Below are 15,469 nucleotides of genomic sequence, written 5' to 3'. Positions count from 1 at the left end.
TATCGCTTTGCGCCTGCACGCCAGCCTAAAGCTGGCTTGCGCCCCCTCAGGCTCCGATCAAGGAGGAACGCTGGACGGCAGGCCTGCAATTACGTTGCAGCTACAGGCTCGAACAAGGCAGGAACCGGTGTCATCGGGCCAGCCGAGAGGCGGTGAATGCCTTGTGGTTCTCGATCTCGCGACGGATGTTTCGCATTTGGCGCCCTTTCAGCGTTTCCTCGCCGTTGACCCGCCAGTGCATCAGCATCATTTCGCCAGCCTTTAGGCTGCCTTTGCAGTCTCCAAGCCGTCTCATTCTCGTCTCGAACCGGCCGTGACTCTGGACGAGATTGTCGCGGTTGACGATCACGGACTCGGCGCTTGTCTCTTCACCATTCACGAATGTGGTGGAATGCCGGATATCGGTCTTTCCGATCTTGTCCTCGATTAGCGAAGGACCCGAGCAGTGCATCGCCCAGGAGAGGACGTTTCCTGAAACCGAGGGCTGCGGCTCCTCGCAGGTTTCGTTGAGGCTGGCGACACTTGCCTGCTGCTCGCGGACTTCGAGTTCATGCAAGGCGCGGTCAGCGTTGGTATCGAGGCAGACATTCCAGATCTTCTGGATCTCGAAGGTGGTCTTGCCGTCGCTTATCGTTCCGGTCTGATCGATGATCCACATGCCTTCGTCGCGTGCCGGCAGCTCCGAGGGCAGTTCGAACGACGAGGCCCCGACGGGCATCAGGGCAGAAGCGACGAGCAAAGGGCGGAGGGCGAAGCGGTTACGACGCCTCATAGCGGCCCCAGCCGTTCGTTGATCTCTTTCGCTTCCTTGATCAGCTTCCTCTTGATCACCAGACCTTCGAGAATGTTCGAGGGCGGCTTCTTATAGGTCTCGACCCCATTGGTTTTCACGCTGATCTCCAGCATGTCGCCGGGCTTCTGATCGGCGGGACATTCGCCCATCCATCTTTGACGCTCGACGAAGTGGTCTTCGCCGGAAAACAAGATATCGCGGGCCTCGTTTTGCTCCTCGATGACAACTTCGGTGTCGCCCTTGAACGTAGCGGTCCAGCGAAAGTCCTTGCCCGCGGTTTCAGCGTCTTCGGCCGAGTTGGTTCTGCAAATCATCTCGCCGGACATCACATTGGCCGAAAGGGCCAGCTTCGGTTGCTCGCAACCGACATCTTCGTAGATCACCGAAAGCTCCCGGCCGAGAACGTAGCTTTCATGAAGGGCGCGATCGGAACGGAGGTCGAGGCAGTAGCGCTTGACGTGCTCGATCTGGAGCGGGCCTTGCATTCCTGTCGTCACGCTTTCCCAGAGCCCGGGCTTCCGAGCTGGAAGGTCTTGCGGAAAATCGAATGCCCCCGCGCCAAGCGTTGAAAGGACAATGGCGGCGACAGCACCGGCAATGGTCAATTTCGCAATGGGTTTCACGAAAGCCTCATTTCAGAAATCAGGGCGAGCATAGCCCGTCATGAGGAGCCGGGTCCACCAAGGGTGTCGGAAATGCGGCCTCGGCCACAGGCCGAGCGCGATCGCTCTTCACCATTGCTTTTAGCCGCCGGTCCTCACTCCAGCCGGAATCCTCATCTCTGCAGAGCTTTGGCGACGTATCGGCAACACTTCCAGCCTGGGCCCGGTCATGGTACCCCTCCATCAATTCTTTCAGCACTTTGCGAGGGAGGGAATTCTTGTCGATCCGATTTGGACCGAGATATCAACATCTCGCGCAAAATTCCCGATGCGCTTGCCATGATCCCCTCGCCGTCGACCTCTGCAACCGGGTCGCCACGGGCCTCTCGCGCCGTTCCGTGCTCCGCGGCATCGCAGCCAGCCTGGCCGCGCCGGCTATAGGGATGGCGGGTGTCTCCCTCGCACAAACGACCGACAAGCCCATCCTGCTTCAGAACGGCCGGATCTTCGACGGCAAGGCGAGCAGTCTGATCGAGGGGCGCGATGTGCTCGTCGCCGGCAACAAGATCCAGGACCTTGTTTCCGCCGGGCAGGACGTCGCCGACGCGGAGGCGATCGACTGTTCGGGAAAGGTGATCATGCCCGGCCTGATCGACGCCCATTGGCACGCGCTTCTCGCCGGCATCTCGCAATTGGTCGCCATGACGGCCGACGTGCCCTACGTCCATCTCGTTGCCGCGCGGGAGGCCGACCGGACGTTGATGCGCGGCTTCACCACGGTGCGCGACGTGGGCGGCCCGGCCTTCGCCCTGAAGCGGGCGATCGACGAGAACCAGATCCCCGGCCCGCGCATTTTTCCGTCGGGAGCGATGATCTCTCAGACATCCGGACATGGCGATTTCCGTTTCCGAACCGACCTGCCGCGCACGGCGCAGAGCAATCTGAGCACGGCGGAAGCCGCCGGCATTTCAGCGATCGCGGACGGGGAGGCGGAGGTGCTGCGGCGCACCCGCGAACAGCTGATGCTCGGCGCCAGCCAGATCAAGATCATGGCGGGCGGGGGAGTGTCGTCGGAATTCGATCCGCTCGATTCCCTGCAGTATTCCGAGGCCGAGATGCGAGCCGCCGTCGGCGCGGCCGCCGACTGGGGCACTTACGTCTGCGCCCATGTCTACACGTCGCCAGGCATTCAAAGGGCGCTTTCCTGCGGCGTGAAATCGATCGAGCACGGCCAGTTGGCGGATGAAGAGACCGTTCGCCGCATCGCGGACGCCGGCGCCTGGTGGAGCCTCCAGCCATTCCTGGCCGACGAGGATTCCAATCCCAAGGGGAGCGCGGAGCAACAGGCCCAGCAGCTTGCCATCGCGGAAGGAACGGTGCGCGCTTTCGAGCTCGGCAAGAAGCACAATGTCAACATGGCCTGGGGAACGGACATCCTGTTCAACCCGCGCGGGACGGCGACGCAGGGCAAGCAGCTCACCAAGATCGCGCGCTGGTTCGACAATGCCGACGTGCTGCGGCTCGCGACGAGCCGGAATGCAGCGCTCCTCGCGCTCTCCGGCCCGCGTAACCCCTATCCGGGAGCGCTCGGCGTCGTCGAGCCCGGCGCCCTTGCCGATCTGCTGGTGATCGACGGCAATCCGTTGGAGGACGTTTCGCTTGTCGCGGATCCCGAGAAGAACCTGAAGCTCATCATGAAGGATGGGCGCATCCACAAGAATAGCCTGAGAGCGTGAGGACTGACTTGACTTCGCGTGGACCGAGTTCCAGCCACTCGACGAGGGCGTGGCAAAAGCCGCCGGCCATGCTATGACGGCGCCTATGAAACACGGATTGCCGCTTGTCGCCTGAGTGGCCCCGCCGAGGCGGGGCCGAAGCCGCATTGCTGGTGTGAGGCCCCCTGGCGACGGCGCATGGCGCCGGTCGCTTCGTTCCACATAGTCGTCAGCTCTGTGCCTTCCCTCCCGATGGTCTATCCAGACGGGGCGGACAGGCTGCTTGTTTCGAGAATCCAAATCATGACTTCGCACGACCACGACGCCCGCCGTCGCGTCGCATTCATCCTGATCGTCGCCGGCACGCTGCTCGGCATCGCCGGCACGGACCTCGTTCTTCCCGCGATTCCCTTCCTGCCCGAAGCGCTCGGCACGACCCATGCCAGCGCGCAATATGTGCTCGCAGCATTCGTCGTCGGCGCGGCCGCCGGCCTCCTCGCCTTCGGTGCGCTCGGCGCTCGCCTGGGCCAGCGCGGGCTGCTGATCGTATCGCTCCTCGCCTATTCCGGCATCTCGGCGATAGCCGCGGCCAGCACATCGGTGGAGTTCCTCATCGTCCTGCGCTTTCTCCAAGGCTTGGCCGGCTCCGCAGCCGCGGTCTTCGCCCCCGGGATGATCCGCGCGCTTTACGGCGACCAGCACGCGGTTTCGGCGCTTGGGCTGCTCAACAGCGTGGAAATGCTCGCGCCCGCCTTCGCACCGGTCGTCGGCGCATGGCTCCTGCATATGGGAGGGTGGCCATCTTCCTTCGTCGTCATCGCGGCGGCGGCCATGGCCGCGGCGATCAGCGTCGCCCTGCTGGGAAAGGCCCTGCCCGAGCCCGCGAGGCCGACACGCCCCGGCGGATATCTGCGACTGCTGCGGGACGGCACTTTCATGCGTTACGCCTGCTCCCATGCGCTGGTCCTCGGCGCTTTGCTGGTGATCGTATTCGCCGCGCCAACCGTCTTTGTCGTTTCGCTCGGCGCTACGCTCGCGGACTTCATCCTCATGCAGATCGTCGGCATTGCGGCGTTCGTCGTCGCCGCGAACCTGTCGGGCCGCCTCGTAGCCAAGTACGGCCGCGAGGCAGCGATCTGGACCGGGACCTGGGTAGCGGCGGCGAGCGCCGTCACCATCCTGATCCTGGCGCTCTCCGGCGCGGCGGGGCCACTCGCCGTCACGCTGCTGTTCATCCCGTTCAACATCGGGCTCGGGCTGCGCGGTCCCGCCGGCTTCCACGGTGCGGTCGTGGCCGCCAGCGGCGACGATGCAAGGGGGGCGGCGATCGTCGTGGTGGCCATCCTGGTTGTCGCCGCAGCCGGCACGGCGGGGGTCGCTCCTTTCATAACCTTCGGCCTCCTGCCGATGGCGCTGGTCTCCACGGTTCTGGTGGGGTCGGCGCTGGCCATGCTGGCGCTGCTGCCGACTCTGTGACGGGCGCCTGGCGCGGGTCGCCACCGCTTCGAACGATGCCGAAAAGCTCCTTCTGCCGCCGCTCGCGGCGGCAGAACGGATCAGTGCAGCTTGACAAGCAGCCCGACAATGTTCTCTTTATGTTCTATCACTGATCACTGCGAGAACTCGCCGAATTCGAGCGTCGAGGCGAAAGTCGAATGGAACCGGCAGCCACAATTCTGCATGCGGATCTCGATGCTTTTTATGCTTCCGTCGAGCAGTTGCTCGAACCTTCGTTACGTGGCAAGCCCATTGCGGTCGGTGGCGGCGTGGTGCTCGCAGCTTCCTACGAGGCCAAGGCCTTCGGCGTGCATGGCGGCATGCCGGGCCGGCGAGCGCGCGAACTCTGTCCCGGTCTCATCTTCGTCGGAGGCCATTTCAAGGAGTATCAACGGCTCGGCGACGCCGCTATCGCGGTGCTTCACTATTTCACGCCGCTGGTCGAACGGATCTCCATCGACGAGGCGTTCGCCGATGTCGCCGGCTGTACCCATCTTTTCGGTTCACCCGGCGAAATCGCCGGCATCGTCCGCCAACGCGTGCGCAACGAACTTGGGCTTCCCATCTCGATCGGCGTCGCCCGGACCAAGCATCTCGCCAAGATCGCCTCGCAGGTCGCCAAGCCCGACGGGCTGGTTGTCGTCGAGCCGAAGATCGAGCTGGATTTCCTTCACGGCCTGCCTGTCGGACTGATGTGGGGCGTGGGCCCGGCCACCCGGGCACGCCTTGCCGAGATCGGCGTCACCACGATCGGGCAACTCGCGGACACACCGGGATGGTCGCTCGAGAGGCTGCTCGGCCCAGCCGCCGGAGAAAAGCTCAAGTCGCTCGCCTGGAACCGCGACCCGCGCGAGATCAGGACGCATCGCCGGGCGCAGTCCGCCGGGGCACAGTCGGCGCTCGGCAGGAAAGCCGCCGAAGAGGCCGTCTTCCGTCCCGCGCTCCGACACCTCGCCGACCGGGTGGCGAGCCGACTGCGCGCCAAATCCCGTCCGGGCCGCACGGTGACGGTGCGGGTCCGCTTCGCCGATCTCCACTCGGTGACGCGCTCCGTCACGCTCGACGCACCGATCTCGGCGACTGCGATGATTGCGGAGATCGCCGAGGATCTGGTGCGCGGCGTGCTCGCGGAGCATCCCCGGGAGAAGTCCATTTCGCTCCTGGCGATCTCCGTCTCGCATCTCGATGAGCGGGCTCAGCTTCAACTCGAGCTTCCCCTCGGCCTGGCCGACGAAGCACGCCGACCGGGCACGGGGAAAGGCTTGGCCCGTTGGGTGGCCGATCGTGCCATGGACAGGATTCGCGACCGCTTCGGATGGGAAGCCGTCGGTTATGCGTCGGTCGCCCTGGAGGACGCCAAGTCCGTCCCCGATGCATTCCGCGAACTCGCGGAAAAGGGGCTTTAGCCCACAAGCACAATGGCGCAGAGAAGACCGGGGATTTCCGCGATTATCGGCCGAGCCCATCGCATTGTTTGCGCAAGTAGCGCGACATCAATCTTTATCGGCGCTACGCAGATGCGGCGCCGTTCGGCGCGGCCAAAGCGTGTCGCGATCTTTCAGATTCGCTCCTTACGCTTTAGGTTTTGATTTTCGCATGTCTTTTCGCCGAAACCGATGCCCATTTTCGGAAGACATGCTTCAGTCTCAGGAGGGCCGCAAATGGCTCGCACCGATCCGAAGAACATCGCACGCTTCTGGCTGGATCCCAACACGAGCGGGCTTGGCCTCATGTGCGCTGACTTCACGACCCAGGAGTATGCGCCCCACAGCCATGACGGCTTCGTCATCGCCGTTACGGAGACCGGCGGCGCGGCGATCAAGAGCCGCGGCTCGATAGAACAAGCCCACGCTTCGGCCCTGTTCGTCTTCAATCCGGCAGAGCCACATTCCGGTTGGATGGGCCGCAGCAATTATTGGCGATACCGTTCCCTCTACCTCGAACAGGAGTCGCTTCGTGCCGTGGCCGAGGCGCTCGGGGTGGATGCTCTTCCCTATTTCATCCGCAATCTCCACACGGACAGCGATCTGATCGGCGGCTTTTTGTTGCTGCATCGGGCATTGGAAGAAGGTGCGGACCTGTTTCGCCAGCGCGAGCTGCTGGTCTCCACCTTCGGCCGCCTGTTCCGCCGCCACGGTAGCGGCGGCGGCAGAATCGAGCCGCCGCCGCGCGATCGCATGCTCGTCGCCAAGGCAAACGCGATCCTGGAAGACCGCTACGCCGATCCGCTGCGGCTCGAGGCCGTCGCGGCGCAGGTCGGGCTCACGCAGTTCCAGCTCATCGGCCTCTACAACCGCGTCCTGGGGATGACGCCGCACAACTACCTGACGCAAACGCGGCTACGCCGGGCGCGGCAACTCCTGGCAATCGGTCGTCCGATCGCCGACGCGGCGACCGATTCCGGCTTCTATGACCAGAGCGCGCTGACACGGCATTTCAAGCGTTGCTACGGCATCACACCGCTTCAATTCACCAGGGCCGTGGCAGAGCGCAAGTAGCGTCCCGCGCATCAGCTGTTTGCCTTCAATTTTCACCAATACGGTGAGACCTGCATCGGCCAATCTTCCTCCAAACCAATGGGGAAGATCATGTCGCGTGCATTCTATCATCAGAACCCCGAGACCCTTGCCCTCGAAACCGGGATCGTCGAGGCACGGCCGGGCCGCTTGCTTCTTGCCCAATCTCCGTTCTATCCCGGCGGAGGAGGCCAACTGGCCGACCGAGGCGTGCTGCGTTGGTCGGGAGGCGAGGCCGACGTCATCGGTTTCGAGACCGAGGGCGGCAGGCAGTGGATCCTGCTCGCCAGCCAAGACGAGCTGTCGGGAACCGTCCAGGCTGCGGTCGATGCGGAATTCCGGCAAATGATGCGCGAGCTCCATACCGGTACCCACATTCTCAACGCCTTCGTGTTTCAGCACTTCGACGGCGCTCTCGTCACCGGCGTGCAGATGAATGCCGACGGCACGGCGCGCATGGATTTCGACGTGCCCGGAGCCGACAATGAGCGGCTGAAAGCGCTCGAAGCGCCGATCAACGACGCTATCCGCCAGGACCTCGCGGTCACTGACGACTACGTCCCGCTGGAGAGCGCCCATGGGCAGCACGGCCTCATCCGATCCAAGTCCGTCACACCGCCGCCCACCTCCGACGGAAAGATCCGCGTCGTCGAAATTGCCGGCCTCGACCGGCAGGCATGCGGCGGCACGCATCTTGCTTCGACCGGACAGTGCCGGCCGATCAGGATCCTGAAGGTCGAAAACAAGGGGCGGCACAATCGTCGCGTTCGCATCGGGCTGGCAGGCTTCGCCGGGGCGTGAGGAGATCATGGCAAGCAATGGTTGGCGCGGCGAAGGCGCCGCGAACGTGCGAACGCAACTCCATCGCGCGCTGGGGTTGCGCGAGGCGATCGGCATCGGCGTCGGCGGGACGATCGGCGGAGGCATCTTCGTGCTCGTCGGCGGAGCGGCCGGCCTTGCCGGCCCGGCCGCCCTGCTCGCCTTCGGCCTGGCCTTCCTCGCCTCGCTGCTCATCGCGCTTCCCTATGCCGAACTTGCCTGCCGATACCCGGAGGCGGGCGGCGGCTACGCTTTTGCCCGCAGCGTTCTCGGGCGGCGGTGGGGCTTTCTCATGGGCTGGGTGTTCTGGGGCGCCTATCTGTTCGTCAGCGGCTACGTGACGCTCGGCTTCGGTGGTTATCTCCACGCGCTGACAGGGATCCCGGTCCCCGCCGGTGCACTGGGCCTGATCGCGGCTTGCGCTGCGGTCAACGTCGCCGGCGTCCGCCTTTCCGGTCAGGTGCAATTCGCAGTCATCACGCTTGCCGTCGCCGGGCTTGTCGGCTTTGGAGCCATCGGCCTGCCCCATGTGGATGCGGATAATTTCAAGCCTTTCATGCCGACCGGTCCCGCCGGAATCCTGTCGGCCACCCTCCTGACCTTTCTGGCCTTCGGCGGTTTCGACATGGTAGCGGCCGCCGGCGAGGAGGTCGAAAACCCTCAACGCAACCTGCCGCTGGCGATTCTTCTCACGCTCGCCATCGTGCTCGGCATCTATCTCCTGGTCGCCTTCGTCGCCCTCGGAACGATGGATTGGCAAGGGCTCGGCGCCTCCGGCGCGCCCTTGCGCGACGCGGCGGATCGGTTTCTCGGGCCGGCCGGTAGCGCCGTGGTCGCGATCATTGCGGTGCTGACGACAGCGGCGACGGCCAATGCCGTGCTGGTCGTGACTTCGCGCATCAGTTTCGCCATGGCCCGCGATGACCTGCTCCCTGGGCGGCTCGCACGCATAAATGCTGCCACCGGGGCACCCACCGTCGCGATATTGGTGAGCGCCGCCTTGATGGCGCTCGTCGCGCTCGCCGGATCGGTGCATATTTCGACGTCGATCGGCGGTTTCCTTTATGTCCTGCATTTCATCCCGCCGCTCGTCGTGCTGATGAAGCTGCGCCGGCGAGGCGGGAATGCAACGGGTTTCCGCATGCCGCTTGCCCGGCTGCTGCTTCCGCTCGCCTTCGCGATGTCGCTCGCCCTGCTCCTGTCGAGCGGCGCTATCGGCATCGCCGGCGGGGCGGCATGGCTGGCGGTCGGCCTTCTCGCCGACCGGGTACGGCGATGACTATGAGGCACCGACGGCCTCGGCCCTGAAACGACTTCAGGGCCGAGGCATCGAGCTGCTCAGCGATTGTCGGCCTGCGAACGCACGGCGTGCCGGCCCCGCTGCGATATGCGGTAGGGGCTCGCCGAGCGGGATTCGATCAGCCGCTTGCGACGCAGCTTGGCAAAGACGTCAAGCGTGCAGTCGGCGAGACGGTAACCGTCGCGCGTAAAACAATCGACATGGAAGATGCGGCCGTTATCGCCGCGATGATGGCGGATGTAACCACCCTGGGCGAGCACGTGCAGCACGCGCTGTTCGCCCCGTGAGATATTCATTGTAATGAGCCTGTAACTGAAACCAGGACGAGCAAAATCCGAGGTGCCGCACGACGTGCGGACCCGGTCGATTGCCTCGACATGTCTCGTCAGATCGAGACGGTCAGCGGTTTCCCACAAGCTCTGACATAAAGACCCCGGATCGCCGGCTCGTTACAAGCCAAGCCTCGCCTAACCTGACCCATACGCCGCTGTCAACTCGACACTGGCCGATCCAGCCGACCCTCCGCCTTGTCGTCGGGAAGGCCCTCTCCCCATATGAGAGCATCAGTTCAGATCCGATCGTGGCGATGGGGTCGACGCATCCGAGCCGGACATGACCACTGAGCGAACGCAGACAACCGAGAATGGAAACGGCTCGTCCCGAGGCGAGATCCACGTCGCCTACAAGGTGGATATCGTCGTCATCGGCGCCGGCCAGGCCGGCCTCTCCTCGGCCTACCACCTCATGCGGCTGGGTCTCAAGCCGGGCCGGAACTTCCTCCTTCTCGACAAGTCCGAACAGGCGGGTGGAGCCTGGCAATATCGCTGGCCCTCGCTGACGCTCAGCACCGTCAACCGTATTCATGACCTGCCCGGCATGCAGTTCGCCGAAATCATCGATCCCGGCGTCACCGAGGTGAAAGCCTCCGTCGTCGTGCCGCGCTACTACGAAGCCTATGAGCGCAAGTTCCAGCTTCCGGTCTATCGGCCAGTGACGGTGAAGGTCGTGTGCGAGCGCAATGGCCGCTTCCGGGTCGAGACCGATCGCGAAACCTTCTCGGTGCGTGGCCTGATCAACGCGACCGGCACCTGGGAGACGCCGTCGATCCCCACCTATCCCGGCCAGGAGCTCTTCAAGGGACGCCAGCTCCACGCCCGCGACTACCGCACCGCCGACGAGTTTGCCGGCAAACATGTCGTGGTGGTCGGTGGCGGCATCTCGGCCCTTCAGCTTCTCGACGAGATTTCGCGCGTAACCTCCACCACCTGGGTGACGCGCCGGGAGCCCCGGTTCCGCGACGCTCCCTTCACGCCCGAAGATGGCCGCGCCGCGGTTGCGACCGTCGAAGACAGGGTGAGACGCGGCCTTGTTCCCGGCTCGGTCGTCTCGGTCACCGGCATTCCCTGGACGCCGGCCCTGAAGGCGGCGCGCGAGCGCGGCGTGCTGAACCGCCTGCCGATGTTCAGCGAGATCACCGAAACCGGCGTGCGCTGGCCGGACGGAACGGAACGGCAAGCCGATGTCATCCTGTGGGCGACAGGTTTTCGCAGCTCGCTCGACCACCTCGCACCGCTGCAGATCCGCGAGGACGATGGCGGCATCGTCATGACAGGGCGGCTGGCAACGCAGGTCGCGAGGGATCCGCGCGTCCATCTGGTCGGTTACGGCCCGTCGGCCTCGACCATCGGCGCCAACCGGGCGGGCGCGGCGGCTGCGCGAGAGCTTTCGGCCTATCTCGGACTTGCTTGATAGCGCTCAGGCCGCTGTTGTTATCAAGCCGCCTTGGGCAGCGCCGGTGGACGGCGACGCTCCGCCTCCGTCTCTTCCCACCAGTCTCCAAGCGAATCGATGAGCGGCACCAGCCGGAGGCCAGCCGGCGTCAGGTCGTAGTCGACGCGTAGGGGATACCCCTCATAGGCGGTACGCCTGACGATGCCGGCCTTCTCCAGCTTGCGCAGCTCGAGCGTCAGGATGCGATGGGAAACCGTCGGGTTGTCGCGCCTCAAGTCGCTGAAGCGCTTCGTCCCGTCCTTCAGATAATAGAGCAGGAGTGTCGGCCAACGGCCGCTCAGAACCTGCATGGCCTGTTCGATGGGACAACGCGAGACGACGTCTTTCATGGGCGCGGCTCCGGTTACAAAAATGTGCGTAATTTACATAATTTCGCCGGCACCTATGTTCCAGTCTCGCTGCGCAGCGTGATGTCTTCAATCACGGAACAGACCAATGGAACCAATCCTTCTCTACGGCTTCCCGCTGGGAAGCTCGATGGGCCTCGTCGCCGCGCTGGAGTGGCTCGGCAAGCCCTATCGCCTCAGCCGCGTCGACATGCTCGGCGAGATGCGTACGCCGCCCTATGCCCGCCTGAACGCACGGCATGAGACCCCCGTGCTGATCACCGACGACGGCCGTGCCCTCAGCGAAACCATGGCGATCGCCGCCTGGCTCGAGGCACGCGACAGCGAGCGGCGCATCAGCTTCGATCCGCACTCGTCTGAGGCCGATCGCATGCATCAGTTGATGGCCTTCGTGAACACCGGCTTCACCGGAGCTTTCACCCCGCTCTGGGTAGCGCTGGAGATGGAGAAGCCCGACCCGGAACTGCAGGCCAGGCTGCGGAGCTTCGGCCGGGAAAGGGTGATCGAGCGTCACGACAAGCTGGAAGCAATGATCGGCGATACGCCGTTCCTGCTCGGCGAACGTCCGACCCTCGCCGACGGCGTGCTGATCGGCGTCGCCCGATGGCTGGAATTCCACGAGGTCGCTCGGCCCTCGCGCTGGCCGAAGCTCGCGGCTCTTCGCGAGCGCATCGAGGCCGAACCGGCCGTCAAATTCGCAACCGCGATCGAGAACGGCGAGACGCCGACCGGCTCCGGCGCCCTGCTCGGGCAGGTCCCTCTGGCCGAGATCGTCGAGCGGTTCGGCAAGTAAGACTGTTCGAATGGGCGCTCCGGCAAACCGGAGCGCTCATCGCCTCATGCCTTGATGAAGGCAAGAAGGTCGGGATTGATGATGTCGGCGTGGGTCGTACACATGCCGTGCGGCAGGCCCTTGTAGGTCTTGAGCGTGCCCTGCTTCAGGAGCTCGACCGACAGCGGGGCAGAGTCGGCATAGGGGACGATCTGGTCGTCGTCGCCGTGCATGACCAGAACCGGGATATCGATCCTTTTCAGATCGTCGGTGAAATCCGTCTCCGAGAAGGCCTTGATGCAGTCGTAATGCGCCTTGGTCCCGCCCATCATGCCCTGGCGCCACCAATTGTCGATGATCCCTTGCGAGATTTCGGCGCCCGGCCGGTTGAAACCGTAGAAGGGTCCCGACGGCACGTCCCTGTAGAACTGGGCGCGATTGGCCGCCAGCGCGGCGCGAAAACCATCGAACACTTCGATCGGCAGACCGCCCGGATTCTTTTCCGACTTGACCATGACCGGCGGCACCGCGCCGATCAGCACCGCCTTGGCGGCGCGACCGGTGCCGTGTCGCCCGAGATAGTGGGCGACCTCGCCGCCCCCGGTGGAATGGCCGACATGGACAGCGTCCTTCAGGTCGAGATGGACGACGAGTTCGGCGACGTCGTCGGCATAAGTATCCATCTCGTTGCCATAAGCGGTCTGAGTGGAGCGGCCGTGGCCCCGCCGGTCATGGGCGACGACCCTGTAACCCTGATGCAGGAAGAACAGCATCTGGCTGTCCCAATCGTCGGCGCTCAGCGGCCAGCCGTGATGGAAAACGATTGGCTGTCCCGAACCCCAGTCCTTGTAGAAGATTTCCGTTCCGTCTTTCGTCTTGAAGATGCTCATGATCATGACTCCCGAAAACTCCGGATGAACGCGAATCCTTGGGCGGCGGCAGGCCTCTTATGTGCCTGCTTCAATCCGCGACAATTTCACTCCCTGACCGTTTCATCGCACCGACACGAGAAGAATGGGAAATACTTGTGGAATGAATTGTGGCGAGTGCTGAAGACGTGATGTTTTCAGGTCTTGCCGCGCGCGGCAAGTCCTGAGTCCCCGCCACTTCATTCCGGCCTGATCAGCCGCGTGGCGGCTCGGACGGACGAGGGCCGGCGCAATGCTGCTCCGGCCCCTGACCTATCCGTATCAGCCCGCGAGATAAGGCAGAAGCTCCAGCGCGCCGCGATAGATCATCTCGCCTGCCACATAGAGGATGATCAGCAGCCCGACATAGGCGATCCAGCGATGCTTCTGCAGCAGGTTGGCGATGAAGCTCGCGGCAACGCCCATCAGCGCGATCGAGAGCACCAGGCCGAAGATCAGCACGTTCGGATGGTCGCGTGCCGCGCCCGCCACCGCGAGGACGTTGTCGAGCGACATGGAGACGTCGGCGATGACGATCTGCCACGCGGCCTGCGCGAAGGTCTTGCGCGGCGCCGTGCCGGCAATCTTGCCGTCACGATCCAGATCCTCTTCCGACAACGCTTCCACGGCCTGCGTCTCAGCTCCATGATTCTGGAGCTCGCGCCACATCTTCCAACACACCCACAGGAGCAGCACGCCGCCGGCCAAAAGCAAGCCAACGATCTGAAGAAGCTGAGTGGTGGCGGCAGCGAAACCGATGCGCAGCACGGTCGCGGCGACGATGCCCATCAGGATCGCCTTTGCCCGCTGTTCCTTCGGCAGCCCGGCGGCCGCCAAACCGATCACGATGGCATTGTCGCCCGCCAGCACCAGGTCGATCATGATGACCTGGAAGAGGGCTGTCATAGCCTCCGGTGTGAAAAATTCTGTCATACGGCACCCTTTGCATTCAGCGAGGGCGGCATGGCTTGCAGGCGCGTTCAGGCGCATCCGGAATGCGCGTGAGACTGCAGGTGCTGCTACGGAGTGAGAAACGTCAAAGCCAGGCCACCGGATTGGAACTCCAGTCCGACATCGCAGCCATTATGGCTGCCAGAGGGGCCCGGCCTGGTGGCAATTGCCTAATCGAGGGGCGGGAGAAACTCAAGAGCGAAATCGATCGGAAGAAATTGCCCTGGTCGCGACGAGATGACTGGCGCTAGGATTCTTGCCGTATTAGGCAGGGAAGACGCGATCGCTAATGGATCGCCGCTGCAAGCCATGCTTGGTGCGACAGACTGGAAGGACGTTTCCTTGCGACGACTTGATCCCGAAGCGATGGGCCTGGCACACCGGGACGCCTTGGATTTTCCGTTCCCCGAGCCACCGGCACCGGGCGAAGTGCGCGAGGTTGCCCCTGGCATCATTTGGGCGCGTATTCCGCTGCCTTTTCGGCTCGACCACGTCAATGTCTATCTGATCGAGGACGATGACGGCTGGGCCATTCTCGACACCGGGATCGCCCATGACAGCACCAGGGCGGCCTGGGAGGCGCTGCTGTCGGGGCCCCTCGCAGGCTGGCGATTCACCAAGGTCGTCATAACACACTACCATCCCGACCATATCGGGCTCGCCGGCTGGCTCTGCGAGCGTTTCGAGGTGCCGCTGCTGACCAGCCAGACAAGCTATCTCGGCTGTATCAACATCTCGCTCGACCCGGGCGCTCTTGAGGCCCAGCATTATCGCGACTTTTACTTGCGTCACGGGATGACGAGCGAGACGGCGCAACTGGTCAGCACGCAAGGCCATGGCTACCTGCGAATGGTCATGCCGCTGCCGCCGACGTTCCGGCGCATGGTCGCAGGAGACGAGCTTGTCCTTGGAGGACGGCGGTTCGACGTCTTGTCCGGTGATGGGCATGCGCCCGAGCAGATAATGCTCTATTCGCCGGACGACCGGATTCTGTTGGCCGCCGACCAGGTCATCGCGAAAATCTCCCCCAACATCAGCGTCTGGGCAGTCGAGCCCGACGGAGATCCGCTGGGGCTCTACCTGCGTTCCCTGGGCGCTCTCGAGCGCAGCCTCCCCGAAGACACACTGGTCCTTCCGGGACATCAACTCCCCTTTCGCGGCCTGCACAGACGCTGCCGGGAACTTGCCGACCATCATGGGGTCCGCTGCCGCCTGATCGCGGATGCCTGCAGTGCCGGGCCCAGAACCGTCGCGGATCTCGTCCCCGTCCTCTTCAGGCGCGAGTTGGACCCGCATCAACTGAGCTTCGCCTTCAGCGAAACCCACGCCCACGTCAACCACATGGTCCGGCGCGGCGAACTTGCCTGGCGCGAAGAGGCCGGCATGCACAAGCTTGTCCTGGCCAGGTAGAGACCGATCGAGTGCGGCCGGCACAGCGACCACAGCGCTGCGCCTTGG

15 protein-coding genes are annotated in these 15,469 nt (G+C 64.1%); 9 read left to right on the top strand and 6 right to left on the bottom strand.

Features of this window, described 5'->3' with window-relative positions:
- Nucleotides 1–130: 130 nt before the first annotated feature.
- The gene (locus ACCO56_RS22435; protein WP_433643091.1) at nucleotides 131–772 is read right to left on the bottom strand and encodes a DUF3617 domain-containing protein; all 642 of its coding nucleotides are present in this window, start codon (nucleotides 770–772) and stop codon (nucleotides 131–133) included.
- On the bottom strand, nucleotides 769–1,416 hold the full coding sequence (locus ACCO56_RS22430) for a DUF3617 domain-containing protein (RefSeq protein WP_433643090.1): 648 nt from the start codon (nucleotides 1,414–1,416) through the stop codon (nucleotides 769–771). Before ACCO56_RS22430 ends, ACCO56_RS22435 begins: the two co-directional genes overlap by 4 nt.
- Nucleotides 1,417–1,838: 422 nt before the next feature.
- On the opposite strand from ACCO56_RS22430, the gene ACCO56_RS22425 reads away from it, so the two are divergent.
- The 6 genes from ACCO56_RS22425 to ACCO56_RS22400 all read left to right on the top strand — a co-directional run bounded on the left by ACCO56_RS22425 (nucleotide 1,839) and on the right by ACCO56_RS22400 (nucleotide 9,221).
- The gene (locus tag ACCO56_RS22425; RefSeq protein WP_433643089.1) at nucleotides 1,839–3,131 is read left to right on the top strand and encodes an amidohydrolase family protein; all 1,293 of its coding nucleotides are present in this window, start codon (nucleotides 1,839–1,841) and stop codon (nucleotides 3,129–3,131) included.
- 282 nt (nucleotides 3,132–3,413) lie between these two features.
- The gene (locus tag ACCO56_RS22420) at nucleotides 3,414–4,586 is read left to right on the top strand and encodes an MFS transporter (protein WP_433643088.1); all 1,173 of its coding nucleotides are present in this window, start codon (nucleotides 3,414–3,416) and stop codon (nucleotides 4,584–4,586) included.
- A gap of 179 nt (nucleotides 4,587–4,765) precedes the next feature.
- Complete coding sequence (dinB, locus tag ACCO56_RS22415) at nucleotides 4,766–6,013, top strand: DNA polymerase IV (protein WP_433643087.1); 1,248 nt, start codon at nucleotides 4,766–4,768, stop codon at nucleotides 6,011–6,013.
- Nucleotides 6,014–6,268: 255 nt separating this feature from the next.
- Nucleotides 6,269–7,105: an AraC family transcriptional regulator gene (locus ACCO56_RS22410; protein WP_433643086.1), complete on the top strand. Its 837-nt coding sequence runs from the start codon at nucleotides 6,269–6,271 to the stop codon at nucleotides 7,103–7,105.
- Between the two features lie 90 nt (nucleotides 7,106–7,195).
- Nucleotides 7,196–7,924: an alanyl-tRNA editing protein gene (locus tag ACCO56_RS22405; RefSeq protein WP_433643085.1), complete on the top strand. Its 729-nt coding sequence runs from the start codon at nucleotides 7,196–7,198 to the stop codon at nucleotides 7,922–7,924.
- A 7-nt stretch (nucleotides 7,925–7,931) separates the two neighbouring features.
- The gene (locus ACCO56_RS22400) at nucleotides 7,932–9,221 is read left to right on the top strand and encodes an APC family permease (RefSeq protein ID WP_433643084.1); all 1,290 of its coding nucleotides are present in this window, start codon (nucleotides 7,932–7,934) and stop codon (nucleotides 9,219–9,221) included.
- Nucleotides 9,222–9,280: 59 nt separating this feature from the next.
- Here the strand turns inward: ACCO56_RS22400 and ACCO56_RS22395 are convergent, their stop codons facing one another.
- Nucleotides 9,281–9,538: a YjhX family toxin gene (locus ACCO56_RS22395; protein ID WP_433643083.1), complete on the bottom strand. Its 258-nt coding sequence runs from the start codon at nucleotides 9,536–9,538 to the stop codon at nucleotides 9,281–9,283.
- A 316-nt stretch (nucleotides 9,539–9,854) separates the two neighbouring features.
- Between ACCO56_RS22395 and ACCO56_RS22390 the strand changes: the two genes are divergently transcribed.
- A complete protein-coding gene (locus ACCO56_RS22390) occupies nucleotides 9,855–10,991 on the top strand; it encodes an NAD(P)-binding domain-containing protein (protein WP_433643082.1) in 1,137 nt (378 codons plus the stop codon).
- Between the two features lie 23 nt (nucleotides 10,992–11,014).
- On the opposite strand, the gene ACCO56_RS22385 is transcribed toward ACCO56_RS22390, so the two are convergent.
- Nucleotides 11,015–11,362: a winged helix-turn-helix transcriptional regulator gene (locus ACCO56_RS22385; protein ID WP_433643081.1), complete on the bottom strand. Its 348-nt coding sequence runs from the start codon at nucleotides 11,360–11,362 to the stop codon at nucleotides 11,015–11,017.
- 106 nt (nucleotides 11,363–11,468) lie between these two features.
- Between ACCO56_RS22385 and ACCO56_RS22380 the strand changes: the two genes are divergently transcribed.
- On the top strand, nucleotides 11,469–12,173 hold the full coding sequence (locus ACCO56_RS22380) for a glutathione S-transferase family protein (RefSeq protein WP_433643080.1): 705 nt from the start codon (nucleotides 11,469–11,471) through the stop codon (nucleotides 12,171–12,173).
- A gap of 44 nt (nucleotides 12,174–12,217) precedes the next feature.
- Here ACCO56_RS22380 and ACCO56_RS22375 read toward each other — a convergent pair whose 3' ends face one another.
- Nucleotides 12,218–13,042, bottom strand: a complete 825-nt coding sequence (locus ACCO56_RS22375; RefSeq protein WP_433643079.1) for an alpha/beta fold hydrolase — start codon at nucleotides 13,040–13,042, stop codon at nucleotides 12,218–12,220.
- 300 nt (nucleotides 13,043–13,342) lie between these two features.
- Nucleotides 13,343–13,993, bottom strand: coding sequence for a TerC family protein (locus tag ACCO56_RS22370; protein WP_433643078.1), 651 nt, complete (start codon nucleotides 13,991–13,993; stop codon nucleotides 13,343–13,345).
- A gap of 327 nt (nucleotides 13,994–14,320) precedes the next feature.
- Between ACCO56_RS22370 and ACCO56_RS22365 the strand changes: the two genes are divergently transcribed.
- On the top strand, nucleotides 14,321–15,421 hold the full coding sequence (locus ACCO56_RS22365; RefSeq protein ID WP_433643077.1) for an MBL fold metallo-hydrolase: 1,101 nt from the start codon (nucleotides 14,321–14,323) through the stop codon (nucleotides 15,419–15,421).
- The last annotated feature ends 48 nt before the right edge of the window (nucleotides 15,422–15,469 follow it).

Origin of the sequence: Mesorhizobium sp. 1B3, assembly GCF_050958605.1 — a bacterium.
Classification (GTDB): domain Bacteria; phylum Pseudomonadota; class Alphaproteobacteria; order Rhizobiales; family Rhizobiaceae.
The sequence above is the reverse complement of the archived record's forward strand: the minus strand, read 5'-3'. Positions and strand labels throughout refer to the sequence as shown.

Bases quoted from the DNA above. Each gene is read 5' to 3' on its own strand.
- ACCO56_RS22425 (WP_433643089.1), top strand. From the start codon at position 1,839: ATGGCGGGTGTCTCCCTCGCACAAACGACCGACAAGCCCATCCTGCTT.
- ACCO56_RS22420 (WP_433643088.1), top strand. From the start codon at position 3,414: ATGACTTCGCACGACCACGACGCCCGCCGTCGCGTCGCATTCATCCTG.
- ACCO56_RS22370 (WP_433643078.1), bottom strand. From the start codon at position 13,993: ATGACAGAATTTTTCACACCGGAGGCTATGACAGCCCTCTTCCAGGTC.
- ACCO56_RS22365 (WP_433643077.1), top strand. From the start codon at position 14,321: ATGCTTGGTGCGACAGACTGGAAGGACGTTTCCTTGCGACGACTTGAT.
- ACCO56_RS22375 (WP_433643079.1), bottom strand. From the start codon at position 13,042: ATGAGCATCTTCAAGACGAAAGACGGAACGGAAATCTTCTACAAGGAC.
- ACCO56_RS22410 (WP_433643086.1), top strand. From the start codon at position 6,269: ATGGCTCGCACCGATCCGAAGAACATCGCACGCTTCTGGCTGGATCCC.
- ACCO56_RS22380 (WP_433643080.1), top strand. From the start codon at position 11,469: ATGGAACCAATCCTTCTCTACGGCTTCCCGCTGGGAAGCTCGATGGGC.
- ACCO56_RS22405 (WP_433643085.1), top strand. From the start codon at position 7,196: ATGTCGCGTGCATTCTATCATCAGAACCCCGAGACCCTTGCCCTCGAA.
- ACCO56_RS22400 (WP_433643084.1), top strand. From the start codon at position 7,932: ATGGCAAGCAATGGTTGGCGCGGCGAAGGCGCCGCGAACGTGCGAACG.
- ACCO56_RS22435 (WP_433643091.1), bottom strand. From the start codon at position 772: ATGAGGCGTCGTAACCGCTTCGCCCTCCGCCCTTTGCTCGTCGCTTCT.
- dinB (WP_433643087.1), top strand. From the start codon at position 4,766: ATGGAACCGGCAGCCACAATTCTGCATGCGGATCTCGATGCTTTTTAT.
- ACCO56_RS22390 (WP_433643082.1), top strand. From the start codon at position 9,855: ATGACCACTGAGCGAACGCAGACAACCGAGAATGGAAACGGCTCGTCC.
- ACCO56_RS22385 (WP_433643081.1), bottom strand. From the start codon at position 11,362: ATGAAAGACGTCGTCTCGCGTTGTCCCATCGAACAGGCCATGCAGGTT.
- ACCO56_RS22395 (WP_433643083.1), bottom strand. From the start codon at position 9,538: ATGAATATCTCACGGGGCGAACAGCGCGTGCTGCACGTGCTCGCCCAG.